Annotated in this window: 16 protein-coding genes and 1 pseudogene; 13 read left to right on the forward strand and 4 right to left on the reverse strand. The window is 73.5% G+C overall.

Annotated features, from left to right (window positions below):
* Window positions 1-194 precede the first annotated feature (194 nt).
* The 4 genes from speB to AB0D46_RS30330 all read left to right on the forward strand — a co-directional run bounded on the left by speB (window position 195) and on the right by AB0D46_RS30330 (window position 4607).
* A complete protein-coding gene (gene speB, locus AB0D46_RS30315; protein WP_362882183.1) occupies window positions 195-1184 on the forward strand; it encodes an agmatinase in 990 nt (329 codons plus the stop codon).
* Between the two features lie 553 nt (window positions 1185-1737).
* Window positions 1738-2562, forward strand: coding sequence for an inositol monophosphatase family protein (locus AB0D46_RS30320; RefSeq protein WP_362882185.1), 825 nt, complete (start codon window positions 1738-1740; stop codon window positions 2560-2562).
* 96 nt (window positions 2563-2658) lie between these two features.
* Window positions 2659-4077: an NAD(P)/FAD-dependent oxidoreductase gene (locus AB0D46_RS30325; RefSeq protein WP_362882187.1), complete on the forward strand. Its 1419-nt coding sequence runs from the start codon at window positions 2659-2661 to the stop codon at window positions 4075-4077.
* The gene (locus tag AB0D46_RS30330; RefSeq protein WP_362882188.1) at window positions 4077-4607 is read left to right on the forward strand and encodes an O-acetyl-ADP-ribose deacetylase; all 531 of its coding nucleotides are present in this window, start codon (window positions 4077-4079) and stop codon (window positions 4605-4607) included. The genes AB0D46_RS30325 and AB0D46_RS30330 overlap by 1 nt, the downstream gene beginning before the upstream one ends.
* A gap of 46 nt (window positions 4608-4653) precedes the next feature.
* Here the strand turns inward: AB0D46_RS30330 and AB0D46_RS30335 are convergent, their stop codons facing one another.
* Window positions 4654-5136, reverse strand: a complete 483-nt coding sequence (locus AB0D46_RS30335; RefSeq protein ID WP_362882190.1) for an Lrp/AsnC family transcriptional regulator — start codon at window positions 5134-5136, stop codon at window positions 4654-4656.
* A gap of 146 nt (window positions 5137-5282) precedes the next feature.
* Here AB0D46_RS30335 and AB0D46_RS30340 point away from each other — a divergent pair, with 146 nt between their 5' ends.
* From AB0D46_RS30340 to AB0D46_RS30370, 7 genes are all read left to right on the forward strand, one after another.
* Complete coding sequence (locus tag AB0D46_RS30340; RefSeq protein ID WP_362882192.1) at window positions 5283-6278, forward strand: DMT family transporter; 996 nt, start codon at window positions 5283-5285, stop codon at window positions 6276-6278.
* Window positions 6271-7488, forward strand: a complete 1218-nt coding sequence (locus AB0D46_RS30345) for an aromatic amino acid transaminase (RefSeq protein ID WP_362882194.1) — start codon at window positions 6271-6273, stop codon at window positions 7486-7488. Before AB0D46_RS30340 ends, AB0D46_RS30345 begins: the two co-directional genes overlap by 8 nt.
* Before the next feature lie 346 nt (window positions 7489-7834).
* Window positions 7835-8416 (forward strand): toxin, encoded by a 582-nt coding sequence (locus tag AB0D46_RS30350; RefSeq protein WP_362882196.1) that lies wholly within the window; start codon window positions 7835-7837, stop codon window positions 8414-8416.
* A complete protein-coding gene (locus tag AB0D46_RS30355) occupies window positions 8413-9621 on the forward strand; it encodes an MAB_1171c family putative transporter (RefSeq protein ID WP_362882198.1) in 1209 nt (402 codons plus the stop codon). Before AB0D46_RS30350 ends, AB0D46_RS30355 begins: the two co-directional genes overlap by 4 nt.
* Window positions 9618-10556: a DNA-binding protein gene (locus AB0D46_RS30360; RefSeq protein ID WP_362882199.1), complete on the forward strand. Its 939-nt coding sequence runs from the start codon at window positions 9618-9620 to the stop codon at window positions 10554-10556. The genes AB0D46_RS30355 and AB0D46_RS30360 overlap by 4 nt, the downstream gene beginning before the upstream one ends.
* Before the next feature lie 66 nt (window positions 10557-10622).
* The gene (locus tag AB0D46_RS30365; protein ID WP_362882201.1) at window positions 10623-11114 is read left to right on the forward strand and encodes a DUF3574 domain-containing protein; all 492 of its coding nucleotides are present in this window, start codon (window positions 10623-10625) and stop codon (window positions 11112-11114) included.
* A 130-nt stretch (window positions 11115-11244) separates the two neighbouring features.
* A complete protein-coding gene (locus AB0D46_RS30370) occupies window positions 11245-13302 on the forward strand; it encodes a SpoIIE family protein phosphatase (RefSeq protein WP_362882203.1) in 2058 nt (685 codons plus the stop codon).
* A gap of 57 nt (window positions 13303-13359) precedes the next feature.
* Here the strand turns inward: AB0D46_RS30370 and AB0D46_RS30375 are convergent, their stop codons facing one another.
* Entirely contained in the window at window positions 13360-16224 is a 2865-nt protein-coding gene (locus AB0D46_RS30375) for a SpoIIE family protein phosphatase (RefSeq protein WP_362882205.1), read from the reverse strand.
* Window positions 16221-17207 (reverse strand): helix-turn-helix domain-containing protein, encoded by a 987-nt coding sequence (locus tag AB0D46_RS30380; RefSeq protein ID WP_362882207.1) that lies wholly within the window; start codon window positions 17205-17207, stop codon window positions 16221-16223. The genes AB0D46_RS30375 and AB0D46_RS30380 overlap by 4 nt, the downstream gene beginning before the upstream one ends.
* A 113-nt stretch (window positions 17208-17320) precedes the next feature.
* Here AB0D46_RS30380 and AB0D46_RS30385 point away from each other — a divergent pair.
* Window positions 17321-17967 (forward strand): annotated as a pseudogene (locus AB0D46_RS30385) (cysteine hydrolase family protein).
* Window positions 17968-18082: 115 nt separating this feature from the next.
* Here the strand turns inward: AB0D46_RS30385 and AB0D46_RS30390 are convergent.
* Window positions 18083-19231 (reverse strand): glycerate kinase, encoded by a 1149-nt coding sequence (locus tag AB0D46_RS30390; protein WP_362882209.1) that lies wholly within the window; start codon window positions 19229-19231, stop codon window positions 18083-18085.
* Between the two features lie 143 nt (window positions 19232-19374).
* Between AB0D46_RS30390 and AB0D46_RS30395 the strand changes: the two genes are divergently transcribed.
* Window positions 19375-21093 (forward strand): BCCT family transporter, encoded by a 1719-nt coding sequence (locus AB0D46_RS30395; RefSeq protein ID WP_362882210.1) that lies wholly within the window; start codon window positions 19375-19377, stop codon window positions 21091-21093.
* Window positions 21094-21133 lie beyond the last annotated feature (40 nt).

The raw sequence follows: 21133 nt of genomic DNA on the forward strand, positions 1-21133 counted from the left end.
GCCGAGACCCGCGAGGTCCTCGCGGGCGCGCTCGCGATGCTCCGCACCAAGCACGCCGACCTGCCGTCGCGCAAGCACGGCAACCCGCCGCAGTAGACCACCGCACGCCCGGGAGCCGCCCGGCGTCCCCACCCGCGCCCGGGCCCACCAACGGGGCACCGGGCCGCCGTAGCCGGAAAGGCACCGACCGCACCATGACCGCCCAGCCCAACGGACCGACCCCGCCGCTCGCACCGACCGAGACCGACCGGACGCTGCACTTCGCCGGTCAGGCCACGTTCGGCCGCATTCCCCGCATCGACCAGGTGGAGAAGGCGGACATCGCCGTGGTCGGCGTTCCCTTCGACGGCGGCGTCACCTACCGCCCCGGAGCCCGGTTCGGCGGCAACGCCATCCGCGAGGCCTCCCGCACGCTGCGCCCCTACAACCCGGCGCAGGACGTCTACCCCTTCCACTACAGCCAGGTCGCGGACGCGGGTGACATCAGCGCCAATCCGTTCAACGCGAACGAGGCGGTGGAGACCATCGAGGCCGCCGCCGACGAACTCCTCGCCGGCGGCGCCCGGCTGATGACGCTGGGCGGCGACCACACGATCGCGCTGCCGCTGCTGCGGTCCGTGGCCAAGAAGCACGGGCCGGTCGCGGTCCTGCACTTCGACGCGCACCTCGACACCTGGGACGAGTACTTCGGCCAGCAGTACACCCACGGAATGCCCTTCCGTCGGGCCGTGGAGGAGGGCGTCATCGACACCTCCGCCCTCTGCCACGTCGGAACGCGCGGCCCGATCTACGGCAAGAAGGACCTCGACGACGACGCCAAGCTCGGCTTCGGCATCGTCACCTCCGCGGACGTGATGCGCCGCGGGGTCGACGAGATAGCCCAGCAACTGCGCGAGCGGGTCGGCGACCGGCCCCTGTACATCTCCATCGACATCGACGTCCTGGACCCCGCGCACGCCCCGGGCACCGGCACCCCGGAAGCCGGCGGCATGACCTCCCGCGAACTGCTGGAGATCCTGCGCGGCCTCGCGGACTGTCAGCTGGTCTCCGCCGACATCGTGGAGGTCGCACCGGCCTACGACCACGCCGGCATCACCTCGGTCGCCGCGTCGCACGCCGCTTACGAGCTGATCACCATCATGTCCAAGCAGATCGCGCCGGTCCGCTGGGGGATGGCGAAGTAGCCGACTCGGGAGGGGCCGGCGCGCACGGGGCGCCGGCCCCTTCCGCACGCGCGAATTTACCTGACTGAAACCCTCGGCGGGTCGCAAGTACGCCGGGCTCGGCCATACTTGCCGACGGGCACACGTCCGCGCCGACTTCACCGCACCGTCCCTTTTCGGGATGCGCCCCGGGATGACATCGCCAGCATTTCCGATGTTCCGTGCTGCCCGCGTAAATAAAAGGCCGATAAGCCGACGGCGCGTTCTGTCGTTCGCGATCGGATAAATGCGTCAGGGCGCGCGGTTCCGCTTAGAAATACCGGACGCGCCCGTCCGCGTCATCATTTCGTTCATTGAGTTCACGCCCCGAGGGTGATCGGGGTGGGCGTCCGGGCGCTGCCGGGGCGGGGGTGGTGGTGCCGTCAAGTTAGGAAACTTTACTAACAGTGTCAAGGGGGCGTCGCCGCCCGCCCACCCCCGGCCGTCCGGCCGTTCATCCGCGCGTCGTGCGGTGTGCGTCGCCCCGATGGGTGCGGGGGTGGGGTTTGTCGGTCGGCCGTGCTTTGCTGGACGCATGATCGATGAATTTCTGGCCCGTGACCTGTCCGCCGTGGAAGAGGCCGTGCGCAAGGCGGCGGCCGTCGAGATCATGCCCAGGTTCCGGCAACTCGCCGACCACGAGGTGGACCAGAAGAGCGGCCCCCACGACCTGGTGACCGTCGCCGACCGGCTGGCCGAGGAACACCTCACGGCCTCGTTGACCAAACTGCTGCCCGGCTCCGCCGTCGTCGGCGAGGAAGCCGTGCACGCCGACCCGGACGTCTACCGGGCGCTGCGCGCCGAAGCACCCGTGTGGATCGTCGACCCGGTCGACGGGACCCGGCAGTTCGTCAACGGCGACGCCGGCTTCTGCACCCTGGTGGCGCTGGCCCTGCGCGGCGAGATCCTCGCCTCCTGGACCTTCGCCCCGGCCCTGGACGAGCTGGCGACCGCCGTACGGGGACAGGGCGCGTACGTCAACGGCGAGCGGATCCACAGCGGTTCGCCCGAACCCGGCGCCGAACTGCGCGTGGCCACGGCCCACCCGCTGTACACGACGGAGGAGGAGCGGCGCGTCCTCGCCCGGCTGGAGGTGCCAGGCGTCACCGTCCGGCCCTGCGGTTCGGCCGGTCTGGAGTACCTGAAGGTGGCCCGCGGGGAGATGGACGCCCTCGCCTTCAACTGGCCCTCCGCCTGGGACCACGCGGCCGGTCTGTTGCTGGTCGCCGAGGCGGGCGGCACCCAGAGCACCGTCGACGGGGTGCCCTTCCGGGTGGACCGCGACAACGCCCTCCCGTTCGCCGTCGGCCGGGACGAGGCCACGACCGTACGCGTCCGCGACCTGCTGCGCGGCGCGTAGCGCGGCGACGGCGGCCCGCCGGACGACCCGCGGAGCCGATCGGCGCGGGCCGCACCATAGGGTGGGGTCAGTGCCCATCGGACGAAGGAGTCGCAAGTGCCGCCGATTCTCGATGCGGTCGTGGTGGGGGCGGGGCCCAACGGGCTGACGGCCGCCGTCGAACTGGCCCGCCGGGGCCACTCCGTGGCCGTCTTCGAGGCCGCGGAGACCGTCGGCGGCGGCGCCCGGACCGAGGAGCTCACCCTCCCCGGATTCCGGCACGACCCCTGCGCGGCCGTCCACCCCCTGGGCGCGGGCTCGCCGGTGTTCAGGACCATGCCGCTCCAGCGGTACGGACTGGAGTGGCTGCACCCCCCGCTCCCGATGGCGCACCCCTTCGACGACGGCACGGCCGCCGTGCTCTCCCGGTCCGTCGCGGAGACCGCCGCCTCCTTCGGGCCGCGCGACGCGGGCACCTACCGCCGGCTGGTCGAGCCGTTCCTCGGCAAGTGGGACACCCTCGCCCGGGACTTCATGTCCCTGCCGAACACCGCGCTGCCCCGGGACCCGATCACCCTCGCCCGCTTCGGGCTCACCGGACTGCCGCCCTCCACCTGGTTGCTGCGCCGCTTCAGGGACGACCGGGCGCGCGCCCTGTTCGCCGGGCTCGTGGCGCACGTCATGGCTCCGTTGAACGGCATCGGTACCGGCGCCGTCGGCCTGGTCTTCGCCCTCGCCGCGCACGCGGGTGGCTGGCCGCTGCCGCGCGGCGGCTCGCAGTCCCTCTCCGACGCCCTCGCCGGATACCTGCGCGACCTGGGCGGCACCATCCACACCGGCTTCGAGGTCAAGCGGCTCGACGACCTCCCGCCGGCCCGCGCGTACCTCTTCGACACCTCCCCGACCGCCCTGGCCCGTATCGCCCGACTGGGCAGCGCCTACGAGGGCTACCGGTACGGGGCCGCCGCCTTCAAGATCGACTATGCCCTGGACGGGCCGGTGCCCTGGACCGCCGAGGAACCCCGCCGGGCCGGCACCGTCCAGATCGGCCCCCACACCCGCGACATCGACGCCGCCCTGCAACTCGCCTCGGGCGGCCGCGCCCCGCGCAACCCCTTCCTCATCGCCGCCCAACCCAGCCTCGTCGACCCCGGCCGGGCACCCGAGGGCAAGCACGTGTTCTGGGTGTACGGACACGTCCCGTCGGGCTGGGACGGTGACCTCACCGAGCCCATCGAGCGGCAGTTGGAGCGCTTCGCCCCGGGCTTCCGCGACCTCGTACTGGCCCGCGTGACGTCCGGCCCCGCGCAGCTCGCGGCCCGCAACCCCAACTACGTCGGCGGGGACATCGCCTGCGGCGCGGCCTCCGGCCTCCAGCTCCTGCTGCGCCCGAAGGTCACCCTGTCCCCGTACACCACCGCCCACCCCGCGGTGTTCCTGTGCTCCTCGGCCACCCCGCCGGGCCCGGGCGTGCACGGCATGTCCGGCCACAACGCGGCCAAGGCGGTCTGGCGCCACCTTCGGAAGGCCTCCTGATGGTCCGCATCGCCCTCGTCCTCGGAGACATCACCACCGAAGCGGCGGACGCGATCGTCAACGCCGCGAACTCCTCCCTGCTCGGCGGCGGGGGAGTGGACGGCGCCATCCACCGGCGCGGCGGCCCCGAGATCCTGGCCGCCTGCGAGGACCTGCGGCGCTCCCACTACGGCAAGGGGCTGCCGACGGGTCGGGCGGTGGCCACCACGGCCGGACGCCTACCGGCCGAGCACGTCATCCACACGGTCGGCCCGGTGTGGTCGCGCGCCGAGGACCGCTCCGCGCTCCTCGCCTCCTGCTACCGCGAGTCCCTGCGCGTCGCCGACGAGCTGGGGGCCCGGACGGTCGCCTTCCCCGCCATCTCCACCGGGATCTACGGCTGGCCGATGGACGACGGCGCCCGCATCGCGGTCGCGACGGTACGGGCGGCCCGCACCGAGGTCGAGGAGGTCCGGTTCGTGCTCTTCGACGCGACCGCCCACGCCGCCTTCGCAGCGGCCGTCGGCGGCCCGACGGCCGACCCGGCGTAGGCGGTCACTCCGCCCGCGCAGGCGGAAACCGCGCCCGCGCAGCCCGTCACCTCCCCCGTGCGGTCCCGCCGGGGGAGGGGCGCGGGTAAGTCCGGGTCTGCTTGACGCTGCCGTAGGCGAAGCTCGACTCGATCGAGGCGATGCCGGGAATGGCGTGGATCCGGTGGCGCACCAGCGCCTCGTACGCCTCCAGGTCCTCGATGACGACCCGCAGCAGGTAGTCGCTGCTGCCCGCCATCAGGTAGCAGTCCTGGATGTGCTCGATGACCGCCACGTGCTCCTCGAACACGCCGACCGCCTCCGCCGTGTGCCGCTCCAGGCGGATGCGGACGAAGACGGTGACGGGGAGCCCGAAGGCGACCTGGTCCACCATGGCGGTGTAGCCGCGGATCAGACCCGCCTCCTCCAGCCGGCGGACCCGGCGCAGACACGGCGACGGGGACAGCCGGACGCGGTCGGCCAAATCCTGGTTCGACAGCCGCCCGTCGGCCTGCAATTCCCGGATGATCTGCAGATCGACGGCGTCCATGGGCCCTCCCGGGGCAGTTCTTGGCAGATCCTGCCCCAAACGTATGTCCGAGCGACAGAACTGGCAATCGGCTGCCCCCGCCCAGGCCCTAGCGTTGCGGGCGAACGGACCAGACCGGTCCGCTCTCACAGGCTGGAGCAACTTCCTTGGTCGCGACCACCACCACCGGGCCGGCCGCTCCGCTCGACGCGGAGGGCCCGCGAGCCGGACATCCCGGCCGCAGCGGGCTCTCCCCCCAGGCCCGGGGCATGGCCGCGCTGCTGGTGACCGTGGCGATCTGGGCCGCCTTCGCGCTCAGCGCCCGCGCCCTCAGCGCCTCCACCCTGCTGCCCGCCGACGCCGCCCTGCTGCGCTTCGGCGTCCCGCTCGTCGTCCTGCTGCCCGCGCTGTGGCGACGCAGGGCACGCATCGCAGCGGTCCGACCCGGACCCGCCCTCAAGATCGTCTGCGGTGCGGGGGTGCCGTTCTTCCTCGCCGCCATGCACGGCGGCGCCCTCACCTCGGCCGCCTTCGTCGGCTCCATCGTCCCCGGCATGGTCCCGCTGTTCGTCTCCGCCCTGATGGCCGCCCGCGGTCGCGGCCTGCCCCGCGGCGCGCAGAGCGCCGGCCTGGCCCTGATCGCCGCCGGGGTGCTCGCCCTCGTCTGGCGGTACGTCGTCCCCGTCGACACCGACGTCCTCGCCGGCGCGGGCACCCTGCTGGTCGCCAGCGGACTGTGGGCCCTCTACACGGTCGGCCTGCGCGACGTCGACCTCGACCCCGTCGGCTCGATCGGCCTGCTCTGCCTGCCCTCCTTCGCCGTCATCGCCCTCCTGGTGCTGACCGGGGTGCTCCCGACCGGCATCGCGCACGCCGAGGGCGGCGACATCCTGCTGTTCCTCGTGGTGCAGGGGCTCGGCGTGGGCCTGTGCGCCGGCCTCCTGTACGCCTTCGCCATCCGCCGGCTCGGCGCCGAGCGCGCCTCCGTCGTCGGGAGCCTGAGCCCGGTCGCCGTCGTCCTGCTCGCCGTGCCGCTGCTCGGCGAGAAGCCGACCCTCGCCGTGCTGATCGGCGTCCCCCTCATCACCATCGGCGTCGTCCTCGCCAACCGCCGCCCCCGCCCGCACGTCCACCCGCGACCCGAGGTTCCCGCAGATGCTTGAGCTGCTCCCCCCGCCGCCCACCGACCCACTGTGGGACCTGACGTACGAGTACGGCACCGACGAACGCCCCGAGCGGCTGAACCTCGTCCTCGGCGTCTACCGGGACCCGACCGGCCGCACCCCGGTCATGGCGGCCGTCCGCGAGGCCGAGATCCTGCTCGCCGAACGGTCCGAGTCCAAGGAGTACCGCGGGCTCTCCGGAAACGCCGGCTTCAACCGGGCCCTGCTCTCGATGGTGCTGGGCCCCGACGGCCCGGCCGACCGGGCCGCGGCCGTCCAGACCGTCGCCGGCTCCGGCGCGCTGCGGCTGCTGGCCGACCTGATCTGCCGGACCCGCCCCGGCACCACGGTGTGGATCAGCGACCCGGCGTACGTCAACCACCGGCCCATCCTGGAGGCCGCCGGCCTGACCGTGCGCACCTACGGCTGGCGCGACGCCGAGGGCGGCTTCGACGCCGAATCGGTCCTGCGCGACCTCGGGGCGGCGCGGCGCGACGACGTCGTCCTGCTCCAGGGCTGTTGCCACAACCCGACCGGCGCCGACCCCGCCCCGCGGGACTGGGCGGCCCTGGCCGAACTGGCCGCCCGCAACGGCTGGGTCCCCTTCGTCGACCTCGCCTACCACGGACTCGGCGACGGACTGGAGGCCGATCTGGCCCCCACCCGGATGCTCGCCGCCCGGGTGCCGGAGATGCTGGTGGCCGTGAGCTGCTCGAAGAACTTCGGCCTCTACAGCGACCGTACGGGTTGCGCCATCGTGATCGGCGCCTCGGCCCGGTCCGTGCGGCACGCCGAGACGGCCCTGCAGAACGCCGCCCGGACCCTGTACTCGATGCCGCCGGAGCACGGCGCCGCCGTCGTGACGGCCATCCTGGAGGACGAGCGGCTGCGCCGTTCCTGGGAGGCCGAACTGGAGCTCATGCGGGGCCGGATCGCCGCCAACCGCGCTGAACTCACCCAGCAGTTGGACGCGTTGGGGTGCGCCGTCCAGGCCCGGGCGCTGGCGCGACAGAAGGGCATGTTCTCCATGCTCCCGCTCACCTCCGCGCAGATGCTGTTGCTGCGGCGGCAGTTCGCCATCTACGGCACCACCTCGGGCCGCATCAACATCGCCGGCATCCCGCCCCACCGCATCCCCTGCCTCGCGCGGGGCATCGCCTCCGTCCTGGACCCGGCCGAACTCCCGCGCCAGGCCCGCCTCGTGCGTTGAGAGGCGCGCCCCCGCCGGTCCACCCGCGCCACGGGTGCGCCCGCGCGCTGACCGCCTTTCACGGCACATGTCGGTGAATTCGTAGAAGTTCCGTGAAGCTCCTGGCCGAAATTCCTCCGGGCCCGGTGGCGGAAACGGTCGGGCCGCGGTCGCAGACAACTCGTCGTACGGATGAGGGCGTCGGGCGTGTGGCATCATGGCCGCGTCGTCGCCCCGGAATCGAAACCCTTCGGACACCGTGGTGCCGAGACGGAGGGGGTTCGGTCCCTTTCCGTGCCGGCCGGTACGAGGGCGGCGGCGTGACCGGACGAGTACGGCCGCGCAGGGGTTCGGCGGAGGACTGAGGATGAAGTTACCTGGCTCTGCGTCATCGACGTCCGAGGACAGAAGGCTCCGGCGCCGCCTGAAGAAGGTGCGCCACACCTGCGAGGGACTCCTCGCGCAGTGGGGCATGGAGCACGGGTGCGGCATCGACGAACTCCACCGCCATCTGACCGAACAACGCAACCGGCCCATCCATTTGATATCCACGCCATTTCCTGAACGTCACCTGTTCGGCATATGGCTGAAAATGGATGACTTCGACGTCATCGTGTACGAAAAAGCCGCGTCGTCCTCACACAAAGAACACATCATCGCGCACGAATTGGCGCACATCGCCTTCGACCACAACGGCTCCCTGCAACTGGCCGGCGGTGATTCCGGCCGGCTGATTCCCGACGTCGACCCCGCCGCCGTACGCGGCATGCTGATGCGTTCCCGCTACAGCGACGACGAGGAACAGGAAGCCGAGACCATGGCCTCGCTGATCCTCGCGCGCGCCGCGAAACGGTGGACCGAACCCGCCTGGGGCGTCCCCGCCGATGCCGCCGAGATCGTCGCCCGCATCGAGAGCGGACTCGGCAAGCCGGATCAGGGGTGCGTGTGATCTACGGGATCCTCGCCTGGATCTGCGCCGTCGTCGGCATCGCCGCCTTCGCGTACCGCCTTCCGGACCTGCTGCGCAGGAAGACCGACATCGCCCTGTGGGCGCTGTGCACCTACTTCCTCTGCTCCGGCATCAGTTTCCTGGTCGACCTCGACCTGCTGCGGCTGCACATCTCCGGATTCTTCGGACTGCCCAACATCACTTCGCTGATCACCCAGGTCGCCGTCGTCATCCTGACCGCGGCCCAGCAGGTCGTCCTCGTCTACTGGTCGTCGCCGCCCGCCGAGGCCCGCCGGATGGCGCGCAACCGGGTGCTGTTCTTCACCGCCGCCCTGTGCGTCCTCGTGCCCACCTCGCTCATCGTGGGCCCCGCCGCCAAGTCCGAGACGGCCACCTCCACGATCCTGCTCAGCATCCAGGACGGCCGGTACGCCCTGTACATGTCGTTCTACCTGCTGATCTGCGCCATCGGACAGTTCGAAACCGTCCGGCTGTCGCTGCGCTTCACCAGGATGGCCAACCGCCAGTGGCTCGCCGTCGGCATGCGCACCGTCACCGTCGGCGCGAGCATGATCCTCGTCTACTGCGTGACCCGCAGCATCCAGATCGCCGGCACCCGACTGGACTTCGACGGCGCCGCCCTCGACCCCATCCAGTGGACGAGCGGCAGCATCGGAGCCCTGCTCCAGATCATCGGCTGGACGATCCCCTCCTGGGGCATCCGCGTCACCCGAGCCCGCGGCTGGGTGCGTAGCTACCGCTCCTACCTGCGGCTGCGCCCGCTGTGGTGGGCCCTGTACGAGGCCTCCCCGGACATCGCCCTGGACCCGCCCCGCTCGCTGCCCCGCGACCTCATCCCGCCGCGCGACCCGCACTACAGCCTCTACCGGCGCGTCATCGAGATCCGCGACGGCCAGCTGATGCTCCGCACCTCCCTCTCGCTGGCGGACTTCGTCCGCGTCGCCCGCTCCCTGAACCTCCCCGAGGACCCCACCTCGCCCCTGGGCGAGGCGCTCCAGGTGCGCGCCGTGCTCAGCCGACCCGCGGAGCAGCGCGCCGAGCAGGCCGACGCGGCCGACATCCCCGTCCGCCCGCCCTACGAGGACTTCCGCCAGGAGGTGGAGTGGCTGACGGAGGTCGCCTCCTCCTTCGCCGGCCTCGGCCGCCGCCGCGAGGGTGCCATCGAGGCGGGCCTGCTGTCATGACCGCCCCGCCGCTTCCCGCTCCCGCCATCGGCACCGCCCGGCCCGAGGAGCCCGGCGCGCTGCTCGGCTGCGCCCTGCACGCGATCCGCCGGCTCGTCGCCCTGGACACCGAGCGGGGCGCCACCGCCGCCGTGCCCGCCGTACGCGAGGCCCTACGGCGGTTCCCGCAGCTGTCGGCCACCCCCGCGAGCCTGCACGCCGAGGACGGCGACCTGCTGGCCGCGCTCGCCGAACTCGCCGAGGTCATCGGCTGGATCCTCTTCGACGCCGGCCTGAACACCCGTGCCCGGCGGATGAACGCCCGGGCCCTGGCCCTGGCGGAGCTGTGCGGCGACCGCTGGACGGCGCGGCTCGTGCTCCTCAACCACAGCATGCTCGAAGCCCACACCGGCCGGCCGCGGGCGGCCCTGGCGAGCGCGGCCCGGGTCGCCGGCCCCAAGCCGTTGCCCGCCCGGGTCGCCAGCCTCGTCCTGATCCGGCAGGCCCACGCCGTCGCGATGCTGGGCGCGCGCCGCGAACCCCTCGCGCTCCTCGGCCGGGCCCGCAGCCGCTTCCTCGACGGTGTCTCAGGGCGCGACCCGCACTGGGCCTGGTGGATCGACGAGAGCGAACTCCTCGGCCACCGCGGCTGGGTCCTCGCCCGGCTGCGCCACTGGGACCGGGCCATCCCGCTCCTGCACGCCGCGGCCACCGCCCCCGGCCCGTCCTACCGGCACCTGTTCACCGCCGAACTCCTCGCGGCCCTGGCGCGCGCCGGGGCCTGGAACGAGGCGGAGGACCTCGTCGCGGAGCTCGCGCCGCGCGCCGCCTGGATCGGCTCCGTACGGACCACCGGCACGCTCCGCCGCACCGCGCGGGACCTGCGCCGCAGCGCGCGGGCGCCGGGCCGCCTCAAGGACGCGGCCGTCCACCTGCTGGAGTCCCTGCCCGCCTGAGGGCGCACGGACCGGCCCCGCACACCCCCCGCACCGCCACCCCCCCCTCCACGTAGACAGACAGGGATGACCACACACATGCGCCAGATCCGGATACCGCTGCCCGCCGCCGCCCTCTTCGCCGTGGGCGCGCTCCTCTTCGCCGTGGGAAGACCCGTGGCCGACGTGGCGTTCGAGACACGTGCCACCACCGCCGCCGCGGAGCAGCAGACCGCCTCCCAGGTGGGCAGCCCGTTCATCTCGACCCACCTGTACTTCGGCACCGGCCGCCACAACGGCAACCCCCCGATCACCGACGAGCAGTTCATGAAGTTCGTGAACGACGTGGTCACGCCCCGCTTCCCGTCCGGCCTGACCCTCCAGGAGGGCCGCGGCCAGTGGCGGGACAAGGAGGGCGACATCAACGCCGAACGCTCCTTCGAGCTGACCGTCCTCTACCCCGTGAACGAGGCGCAGCGCCGCAACATCGACATCGAGTACATCCGCCGCCTCTACTGCAAGATGTGGGAGCTGGAATCGGTCGGCCGCGCCGACGTCCGGGCGCAGGCCGACTTCTGACCCGGCCGGTGACCGCCCGCGGCAGGGCGGGCGGTCCCCAACCCCGCGCGCTGCGCCCCGACGCGCCGTCCCAGGGGCTCGGCTAGGGTGAATCGGAAGGAAACAGGCCCCCCGGGGTGAGGTCGGTGCGTTGGACACTTACCAGTCGACGAGCGAGATGCCCGATCAGCCGATGGCGGCGGTCGGATACGCCGGCGTACTCCGCGAGCTGCTCCCCATCGCCCTGTGGCGCGAGGACGCGGACGGCCGCATCGTGGAATGGTCCCTGGCCGCCCAGGACCTGCTCGGGCACCGCCCGGAGGACATCCTCGGCCGGCCCGGCTCCGCCGTGCTCGTCCCCGAGGCCAACCGCCGGCTCGCCGACGACCTGACCCGCCGCGTCCAGGCCGGGGAGACCGTCGTCGGCACGCTGCCCGTGCGCCACCGCGACGGGCACCGCGTGGCGATGGAGATGTGGATCGTGCCCGCCGCCGATCCGCAGGGCCGTACGGGAGCGCTCCTGATCGCCGTCGAAACCTCCGAGGTCCTGCACATGCGGGACTCCCTCGTCGCCCTCCAGAGCCTGTTCACCCAGTCCCCGATCGGCCTCGCCACCCTCGGCCCCGACCTGCGCTTCCTCCGGGTCAACGACGCCCTGGCCCGGATGAACGGCGTCCCCGCCGCCGACCACCTCGGAAGACGGCTCACCGAGGTGGTGCCCGGGGTCAACGCCGCCGCGCTGGAGGCGACCATGCGGCAGGTGCTGGAGCGCGGCAGCGCCGTCGTCGACGTCCGCCGCACCGGACGCACCCCCGCCGACCCCGAGCACGACCGCACCTGGTCCTGTTCGTACGCCCCGCTGCTCGACGGGAGCGGCCGCCGCCTCGGGCTCATCGCCTCCCTCATCGACATCACCGAGGGCCAGCGGGCCCAACTGGAGGCCGAGCGGGCCCGCACCCGGTTCGCGCTGCTCGCCGAGGCCGGCACCCGCATCGGCACCACCCTCGACCTGCGCCAGACCGCCCGGGAGATCGTGGACCTGCTGGTGCCGCAGCTCGCGGACTCGGCCGACGTACAGATCCTGGAGGCGGTCCTCGACCCGGACGAGTCGGCGGCCTCCACCCGCGGCGTGCTCCGCCGGCTCGCCGCGACCTTCCCCGACCCGACGGCGCCGACCGCGAAGCTCGCCCCCGGCCAGACCTTCCGGGTCCCGGCCGGAACGGTCTACGAACGGGTCGTCACCGAGGGCGTCCCCCTGGCCCTGTTCGCCTCCGACATCCCCGCGCTGATCACCGACCCCCGCGCGCAGGACCTGCGCGACTACCTCGCCACCCTCGGCTCGGCGCGCATGGTGCCGCTGGTCGCCCGCGGCACCGTGCTCGGGGCCGTGGCCGTGACCCGGGTGCGCGAGCGCGAGCCGTTCGACGAGCAGGACGGCGTCCTGATCGACGAGCTCGTCGCGCGCGCCGCCCTGAACATCGACAACGCCCGGATGTACACGACCCAGCGCCAGGCCGCCCGCACCCTGCGGCGCAGCCTCACCAACAGCGCCCTCCCCGAGGTCCCCGGCCTCGAACTGACCGGCCGCTACCTGCCCGCCAGTGACCACGACGTCGGCGGCGACTGGTTCGACGTCATCCAACTGCCCCGGGGCCGCACCGGCCTCGTCATCGGCGACGTCATGGGCCACGGCATCCACGCGGCGGCCGTCATGGGCCAACTCCGCACGGCGGTACGGACCCTCGCCCGCGAGGACGTACCGCCCGCCCGGCTGCTGCGCTCCCTCGACGCGGTCGTCGCCGACCTCGGCGAGGACGAGATGGCCACCTGCGTCTACGCCGTCCACGACCCGGCGACCGGCGGCTGCGTCATCGCCCGCGCAGGGCATCCGCCGCCTGCCTTGGCCGCCGCCGACGGGACGGTCACCTTCCTCGACGGGCCCGCCGGAACCCCGCTCGGTACCGGCGGGCAGGACTTCCGCACCGAGGAGGTGCCGCTCCCGCCCGGCAGCCTGCTCGTCCTGTACACGGACGGCCTCATCGAGGCCCGCGACCGGGACCTCGACGAGGGCATGGAACGCCTCGGCCGGGCGCTGCGGCAGGCCGCGCAGCCCCTGGAGGAGCTGTGCGAGGGGATCCTGACCCAGTTGCTGCCCACCGCCCCCCAGGACGACGTGGCGGTCCTCCTGGCCCGCACCAGGGCCCGCTGACGGACCACCGCTGGGGGCCTGCTGAGGGTTCCGCCTCCCGCGGCGGGGCGCCGCCCGTCACCAGGCGAGGTCCTCCAGCGCTTCGAGGTCCGGGGCGGGCCCCGCCATCGGCTCGGGGCCGCCGGTCAGCGACAGCTCCGCCCAGATGACCTTCCCGCGGTCCGTGTAGCGGGTGCCCCACCGTTCGGCGTACTGGGCCACCAGGAACAGGCCGCGGCCGCCCTCGTCGGTGGTCGCCGCGTACCGCAGGTGGGGGGAGGTGCTGCTGCCGTCGGAGACCTCGCAGATCAGGGTCCGGTCGTACAGCAACCGGACCCGCACGGGCGCCGACCCGTACCGGATGGCGTTGGTGATCAGCTCGCTGAGGACGAGTTCCGCGGTGAAGGAGATCTCCTCCAACCCCCACGCGGCGAGCTGGGCGGCGCCCGCGCCCCGCACCCGGGAGACGGCCGACGGATCGCCGGGCACCTCCCACTCCGCGATCCGGTCGGGCTCCAGCCGCCGGGTGTCGGCGATCAGCAGGGCGATGTCGTCGTCGGGCGACGGGAACAGCAGCGCGGCCAGTACGTCCGCGCAGGCCTGGTCGGGGCTGCGGCCGGGCTGTGACAGGGTCTCGCGCAGCAGCGCGAGACCGGAGTCGAAGTCCCGGTCGCGGTCCTCCAGCAGGCCGTCGGTGAACAGCACGAGGCGGCTCCCCTCGGGCAGCCGCAGACCCGTCGCCTCGAACGGCATGCCGCCCACCCCGAGGGGGAGTCCGGGCGGCAGCTCGGGGAACTCCACCCGCCCGTCGGCGTGCACCAGGGCGGGCCCGGGGTGACCGGCGCTGGCGATCGTGCAGACCCCGGAGGCCGGGTCGTACACCGCGTACAGGCAGGTGGCGCCGGTGATCCCGGCGGGCTCCTCCCCGGCCTCCGGGTCCTCCCCGGGTACGGCGGACCCCGCACGGCCGCCCGTCCAGGCGGGCGCGTCGCCGCCCCGGGCGGACGTACCGGCTGCCGGGCCCTCGCTCGGCGCGCCGCGCTCCAACTGGTCGATCCGGTCGATCAGCTCGTCCAGGTGTCCCAGCAACTCGTCGGGCGGGATGTCGAGGGTGGAGAAGTTGTGCACGGCCGTACGCAGCCGGCCCATCGTGGCCGCCGCGTGCACCCCGTGCCCCACCACGTCGCCCACCACCAGCGCCACCCGCGCCCCGGGCAGCGGGATCACGTCGAACCAGTCGCCGCCCACCCCCGCCTTCGCGGGCAGGTACCGGAAGGCGACGTCGACCGCGCTCACGTCGGGCAGCACCCGGGGCAGCAGACTGCGCTGGAGGGTCACGGCCGTCGCGTGCTCACGGGTGAAGCGGCGCGCGTTGTCGATGGACACCGCGGCCCGCGCCCCCAGCTCCTCGGCGAAGGACAGGTCCTCCTCGTCGAAGGCCTCCGGGGTGTCCGCGGCCCGCCAGAAGTTCGCCATGCCCAACACCACGCCCCGCGCCTGGAGGGGTACGGAGATCAGCGAATGCAGCCCGTAGTCCAGGGCCACCCGGGTACCGGCGGCGTCCTGGGCCCGCCAGCCCATCGCGGCGTTCAGATCGGGCGCGAGCACCGCCTGCCCGGCGTCCAGGGCCGCGGCCATCGGGGCGGTGGGCACCGCGAACCGGATCACGTCGCCGACGGGCTGGAGCGGCTGGTCGGTGCGCACCCCGGACATCGCCGACCGGCGCATCTCGGTGTGCGCGCCCGCGGCCGGTGAGGGTTCCTCGCCGCGCAGCACCGGCTCCAGCAGCTCGACGGTGACGAAGTCCGCGAAGCGCGGCACGGCCACCTCCGAGAGTTCCTCGGCGGTGCGCACCACGTCCAGGGTGGTACCGATCCGCACCCCGGCGTCGTAGAGCATCTGGAGCCGCTCCCGGGCCACCTCGGCGCGCCCGGCGAGCGCCGCGAGCTCGGTGGAGTCGCGCAGGGTCATGACGCTGCCCGAGGGCCGCCCGGAGAAGGTCTCGGTGGGGCGCACGTTCACCGCGAGGAGCCGGTCGCCCGCCCGGTGCACCTCGTCGGTGACGACCCGGCCCGAGGTCAGCAACTCGGCGGTGCGCGCGTCCAGGCCCAGCTCCTCCACGTGCCGCTGCTCGGCGTCGGCCGGCAGGTCCAGGAGCCGGCGGGCCTCGTCGTTGGCGAGGACCAGCCGGTGGTCGGTGTCGATGATCAGCACGCCCTCGCGCACGGCGTGCAGCACCGCCTCGTGGTGCTCGTTCATCCGGGCCATCTCGGCGGCGCCCAGGCCCCGGGTCTGACGCCGCAGGCGGCGGCTGACCAGGGCGGCGCCGCCGGTCCCCAGCAGCAGGGCGCCCGCGGCCGCGCCGAGCAGCAGCGGCAGCTGCCCCTCGACCACGTCCGCGACGTTCTCGATCTCGACGCCGGTGGAGACCAGGCCGACGACGTTGCCGCGCTCGTCCCGGACGGGCACCACCGCGCGGACCGCGTCACTGGGCTTGCCCTGGAACAGTTCGGTGAACGAGCGTCCGGCCGCGGCGCGGGCCAGGTCGCCGGCGGCCCGCTTGCCGATCAGCTCGGGCCGGGAGTCGGTGTAGCGGACGCCGTCGGTGCTCAGCACGGCGACGAAGTCCACCCCCGAGCCCTTGCGGGCGCCCTCGGCCAGCGCCTGGAGGCCGGCGGTCGGGTCCGGTCCGCGCAGGGCGGCCGGCAGGCCGGGGGCGTGGGCGAAGGCCTCCGCGGCGGCCAGCGAGCGGTTCCGGGCGTTTTGCCGGCTGTCGTAGCGGGCCTGGAAGACCAGGGCCAGCGCGGCGGCGGTGATCAATACCGCGACGATCACCGCCTGGAGCGCGAAGACCTGACCGGCGACGGTGCCCGGGGCCAGGGAGAGGCGCGCGAGCAGGCTTGCCGGCCGCGCTTCCCCGTGTCGACCCGAACGTCCGGTCATGAGCCCTTTCTAACACTGTCGCCGCGTCCCGGTGCGCCGGCCGCCGCCGCACGGTACGCGCGCGGGCTGACGCCGACCCGGGCGCCGAAGTGCTGACGGAAGGTGACCTCGCTGGCGAACCCGGACCGCCGGGCCACTTCCGGCACGGGGTGGTCGGTGCGTTCCAGCAGTTTGCGGGCCTCGTCCAGCCGCCGGCCGAGGAGCCACCGGTGCGGGGTGATGCCGGTCGCGGCGGTGAAGTGCCGGGCGAAGGAACGCGGCGACATCCCGGCCCAGCGGGCCAGCGTGGCCACGTCCAACGGCTCGTGCAGTCGGCGCAGGGCCTGCTCCCGCACCGCGGCGAGGGCCTCGGTGATCCGGTCCGCCGCCGGCACGGGCCGGTCCAGGTACTGGGCGTGGTCGCCGGTGCGGAAGGGGCCGGTCACCATCGAGCGGGCGATGGCCGCCGCGGCCTCCGCCCCGTGGGCCTCGCGCACCAGGTGCAGGCACAGGTCGATGCCCGAGGCCACCCCGGCGGAGGTCCACAGCCCGTCGTCCTCCACGTACAGCGGGGCGTCCTCGACCAGCACCCCCGGGTAGCGCGCCGCGAGCCGCGGGGCGAGCCACCAGTGGGTCACCGCCCGCTTGCCCTCCAACAGCCCGGCCTCGGCCAGCACGAAGGCCCCGGCGCACAGGGCGGCCACCGGCACGCCCCGGGCGTGCGCGGCGCGCAACGCGGCGAGGATCGGTTCGGGCGTCGGATCGTCCGGCTCGGCCAGGGCGGGCACGACCACGAGGTCGGCGGCGCTGAGCCAGTCGAGTCCGCGGTCGGGCATCAGGGTGAGCCCGCCGGGCAGGGCGATCGGGCCGCCGTCCCGCGCGCACCGGCGCAGCTCGAAGGAGGGCACCCCGGCCCGGCTGCGGTCGGGTCCCCACACCTCGGTGATGACGGCGAGGTCGAAGCTCCGGATACCGGGCTGGGCGACGATCGCTACGCGCTCCATGGGGCCACTGTGCCAGACCCCGTACGCGGAGTCCTGCCAGGCCGGCAGGATCCCATCGATCGTCGTCCCGGCCACCCCTGGGACGGGCGCGCCGCCGGGGACACGATGGAGCCATGACCGACACCGCGCACACCACGCCCCGACCGGCCGCCACCACCACCGGGGCCGCCGCCCCGCAGCTCGCCGCCGACAGCGCCCTGATCGTCATCGACGTCCAGAAGGCCTTCGACGACGCCTCCTTCTGGGGCGGCGCAACAACCCGGCCGCCGAGGACAACATCGCCGCCCTGATGGACGCCTGGCAGGAGTCGGGGCGCCCGGTGGTCCTGGTCCGGCACAACTCGGTGCAGCCCGGATCCGTGCTGGCCGAGGACCGGCCCGGCTACGCCTTCAAGGACCTGGTCGAGGAGCGCCGCCACGAGGCGCTGCTGATCACCAAGACCGTCAACTCGGCCTTCTACGGCACCCCCGACCTGTCCCGGTGGCTCACCGAGCGGGGCATCCGCCAGGTGGTCGTCGCCGGGATCCAGACCAACATGTGCGTCGAGACCACGGCCCGGATGGCGGGCAACCTCGGCTACCGGGTCCTCGTACCGCTGGACGCCACCCACACCTTCGACCTCGCCGGCCCCGACGGGCTGTCCCTGACCGCCGACGAACTGGCGACCGCCGCCGCCGTGAACCTCCACGGCGGCGGCTTCGCCCGGGTCGTGACCACCGCTCAGTTGCTGTCGGCGGCCCGCGCCCGGGTCACCGCGTAGCAGGCGAGCCGCCCGTCCGCCCCGACGGGACCCGCCGCCCCCGGGGGACGGCGAAGGCCCGGACCCCCGTCGTCGCGGGGTTCCGGGCCTTCGGCCGTACGGGCCGGGTCGTGCGTCAGAGCACGTCGGCGGCGATGGTCTGCGCGACCCGCTCCAGCAGGGGGCCGGCGTTCGGGATGGACTTCGCCGGGTCCGGCTCCAGGTCGGTCAGCGGGTAGGCCTTGCGGATGCCCGCCGCCTCCAGCGCCGCCTGGTCCAGCAGCAGCCGTCCGCAGACCGCCACGACCGGCTTGCCCGCCGCGCGCGCCGCGGCCGCGACACCCGCCGGGGCCTTGCCGTGCAGGGTCTGCTCGTCGAGCGAACCCTCACCCGTGATGACCAGCGTGGCCCGCTCCAGCGCCGGGGCGAAGCCCAGCACCTCCAGCATCAGCTCGATGCCGGGACGGAACGTCGCCCCGAGGAGCAGCGCCCCGTAGCCGATGCCGCCGGCGCCGCCCGCGCCCGGCAGCACCGCACACTCGGCGGCCTTCGAGCCGATCGACTTCTCCAGCACCACCGCGAAGTGCGCCAGCGCCGCGTCGAGCGTCGCCACGTCCTCGGGCGAGGCGCCCTTCTGCGGGCCGTAGACCGCGGGCGCGCCCTTGGGGCCCGTGAGCGGGTTGTCCACGTCGCTCGCCAGGACGAACTCGACCTCGGCGAAGCGGGGATCGATCCCGGACAGGTCGGCCGAGGCCAGCGCGGCCAGCGCGCCGCCGCCCGGACCGACCTGTTCGCCGTTCGCGTCCAGGAACACCGCGCCCAGCGCCGCGAGCATGCCCGCGCCGCCGTCGGTGGTGGCGCTGCCGCCCACGCCGAAGACGATCGAGCGGGCGCCCGCGTCCAGGGCGGCCTTCAGCAGCTCGCCGGAACCGTACGTGGTCGCCGTCAGCGCGGCGAAGGTGCCCGCCGGCAGCAGCTGGAGGCCGGAGGCCTCCGCCATCTCGACCACGGCGGTGCCGTCGCGCAGCGCGAAAGCGGCCGTGACCTGGTCGCCGAGCGGTCCGGTGACCCGTACCTCCCGGCGTTCGAAACCGGCCGCCACGGCGGCCGCGACCGTACCGTCGCCGCCGTCCGCGACGGGGAGGGTCTCGATCTCCACGTCCGGTACGGCCCTGCGAAGGCCGGCCGTCACCCGCTCCGCGACCTGAACGGCCGTGAGCGAGCCCTTGAATTTGTCCGCGGCGATGAGCACGCGCGCGGTCTCAGTTACTGCTCCGTCCGTCACCTTGCTAATCCCTTGCTATCGAACAGTGCAGTCGCGCCCCCATGAGCCTATCCGGAGGATCCTCCTATGCCCATGGGTGGCCTACGCCACAGGCGGCGCGCCATACGGCTAAATACGGATATACATCTGCATAGTGTGGCCGCATGAGCACGGATTCACTGGAACAGCCACGTCCGGATACTCCAGGTGGGGGGTCCGGCGACCCTGTGGACGGCACGCCCGACCACGGCGTCGTCACCATCGGCGTGATCGCCGTGCTGGCCGTCGTCGCGTGGGCCGCCCTCGGGAAGGACTCCTTCGACTCCGCCTCGGGCACCGCCCTCACCTGGGTGCTGAACAACTTCGCCTGGCTGTTCGTGATCGCCGCCGACGTGTTCCTCGTGATGTGCGTCGCCCTCGCGGCCGGCCGCTTCGGGCGGATCCGGCTCGGCGCCGACGACTCCGAACCGGAGTTCACGAACCTCGCGTGGATCGCCATGATGTTCAGCGCCGGCATGGGCATCGGCCTCATGTTCTACGGCGTCGGCGAGCCGCTCACCCACTACCTGAACCCGCCACCGGCCTCCGGCGCGGCCCCCGGCACCGGCGGCGCCGCCCTCGCGGCCATGGAGTACTCCTTCTTCCACTGGACGCTCACCCCCTGGGCCATCTACGGCATCGCCGGGCTCGCCCTCGCCTACGCGACCTTCCGCAAGGGCCGCGGCAACCGCCTCAGCTCCGCCTTCGTCCCGCTGATGGGCGAGGAGCGGGCCAACGGGCCGGCCGGCAAGGCCATCGACCTGCTCGCGGTCTTCGCCACCGTCTTCGGCACCGCGACCAGCCTGGGCCTCGGCGCCCTCCAGGTGTCCAAGGGCCTCAACATCACCACCGGCGTCGAGGACTCCACCACGGTCGAGCTGATCATCATCGGTTCGCTGTCCGCCGCGTTCGTGCTCTCCGCCTTCTCCGGCCTGCACAAGGGCGTCAAGTGGCTGAGCACCATCAACCTCGTGCTCGCCGCGACCCTGATGCTCTTCGTCTTCGTGCTCGGCCCCACCGTCTACGTCCTGGACGTGATCCCCGCCGGCGTCGGCGGCTACCTGGACGAGCTGCTGCCCATGGCCAGCCGCACCGGGGCCTTCACCGACAGCGCCTGGCTCGGCGCCTGGACCATCTTCTACTGGGCGTGGTGGCTGTCCTGGGCGCCCTTCGTCGGCACCTTCATCGCCCGCATCTCCCGCGGCCGCACCATCCGGGAGTTCCTCGTCGGCGTCCTGCTCGTCCCCAGCGGCGCCACCGTGGTCTGGTTCTGCGTCATGGGCGGCACCGCCATCCGCCTCCAGTCCACCGGCGCCGCCGACCTCGCGTCCAAGATCAAGGAGGGCACCGAGGCCTCGCTGTTCGCGATGCTCGACGCGCTGCCGCTGGGCACCGTCACGCCCTGGGTCGCGATGGTCCTGGTCATGACGTACTTCGTCACCAGCGCCGACTCCGCGTCCCTGGTCATGGGTTCCCTCACCAGCCGGGGCTCGCTGAACCCGCCGACCTGGCTCGTCGTCACCTGGGGCGTGCTGATGGCCGCCGTGGCCGCCGTCCTGCTCGTCGCGGGCGGTCTGAAGTCCCTGCAGACCGCGACCATCCTGGTCGCCCTGCCCTTCGTCATCGTCATGCTGCTGCTGTGCTGGGCCCTGGTGAGGGAACTGCGGGAGGACCCCGGCGCCGGCCCCGCCCGCCACCACGCCCTGCACGGCCTGCGCGACGCCGTGAAGGCCATGGTCGGCGACGCCATCACCGAGCAGGGCACGGCCCGCCACCCCCGGCTGCGGCGCGTCGCCGAGTCCCGGGGACGGGACCGGGAGGACGGCGGTGACCCGCAGGGGTGAGCCCGCGGGGCCGCCCTGCGGACGGCCGGCGCCGGCTGGG

The sequence above is a fragment of the Streptomyces sp. NPDC048383 genome (genome assembly GCF_040651775.1).
Taxonomy (GTDB): domain Bacteria; phylum Actinomycetota; class Actinomycetes; order Streptomycetales; family Streptomycetaceae; genus Streptomyces.

Coding starts and splice junctions, on each gene's coding strand:
- speB (WP_362882183.1), top strand. CDS start 195: ATGACCGCCCAGCCCAACGGACCGACCCCGCCGCTCGCACCGACCGAG.
- AB0D46_RS30375 (WP_362882205.1), bottom strand. CDS start 16,224: ATGACCGGACGTTCGGGTCGACACGGGGAAGCGCGGCCGGCAAGCCTG.
- AB0D46_RS30380 (WP_362882207.1), bottom strand. CDS start 17,207: ATGGAGCGCGTAGCGATCGTCGCCCAGCCCGGTATCCGGAGCTTCGAC.
- AB0D46_RS30335 (WP_362882190.1), bottom strand. CDS start 5,136: ATGGACGCCGTCGATCTGCAGATCATCCGGGAATTGCAGGCCGACGGG.
- AB0D46_RS30360 (WP_362882199.1), top strand. CDS start 9,618: ATGACCGCCCCGCCGCTTCCCGCTCCCGCCATCGGCACCGCCCGGCCC.
- AB0D46_RS30350 (WP_362882196.1), top strand. CDS start 7,835: ATGAAGTTACCTGGCTCTGCGTCATCGACGTCCGAGGACAGAAGGCTC.
- AB0D46_RS30330 (WP_362882188.1), top strand. CDS start 4,077: ATGGTCCGCATCGCCCTCGTCCTCGGAGACATCACCACCGAAGCGGCG.
- AB0D46_RS30365 (WP_362882201.1), top strand. CDS start 10,623: ATGACCACACACATGCGCCAGATCCGGATACCGCTGCCCGCCGCCGCC.
- AB0D46_RS30395 (WP_362882210.1), top strand. CDS start 19,375: ATGAGCACGGATTCACTGGAACAGCCACGTCCGGATACTCCAGGTGGG.
- AB0D46_RS30345 (WP_362882194.1), top strand. CDS start 6,271: ATGCTTGAGCTGCTCCCCCCGCCGCCCACCGACCCACTGTGGGACCTG.
- AB0D46_RS30320 (WP_362882185.1), top strand. CDS start 1,738: ATGATCGATGAATTTCTGGCCCGTGACCTGTCCGCCGTGGAAGAGGCC.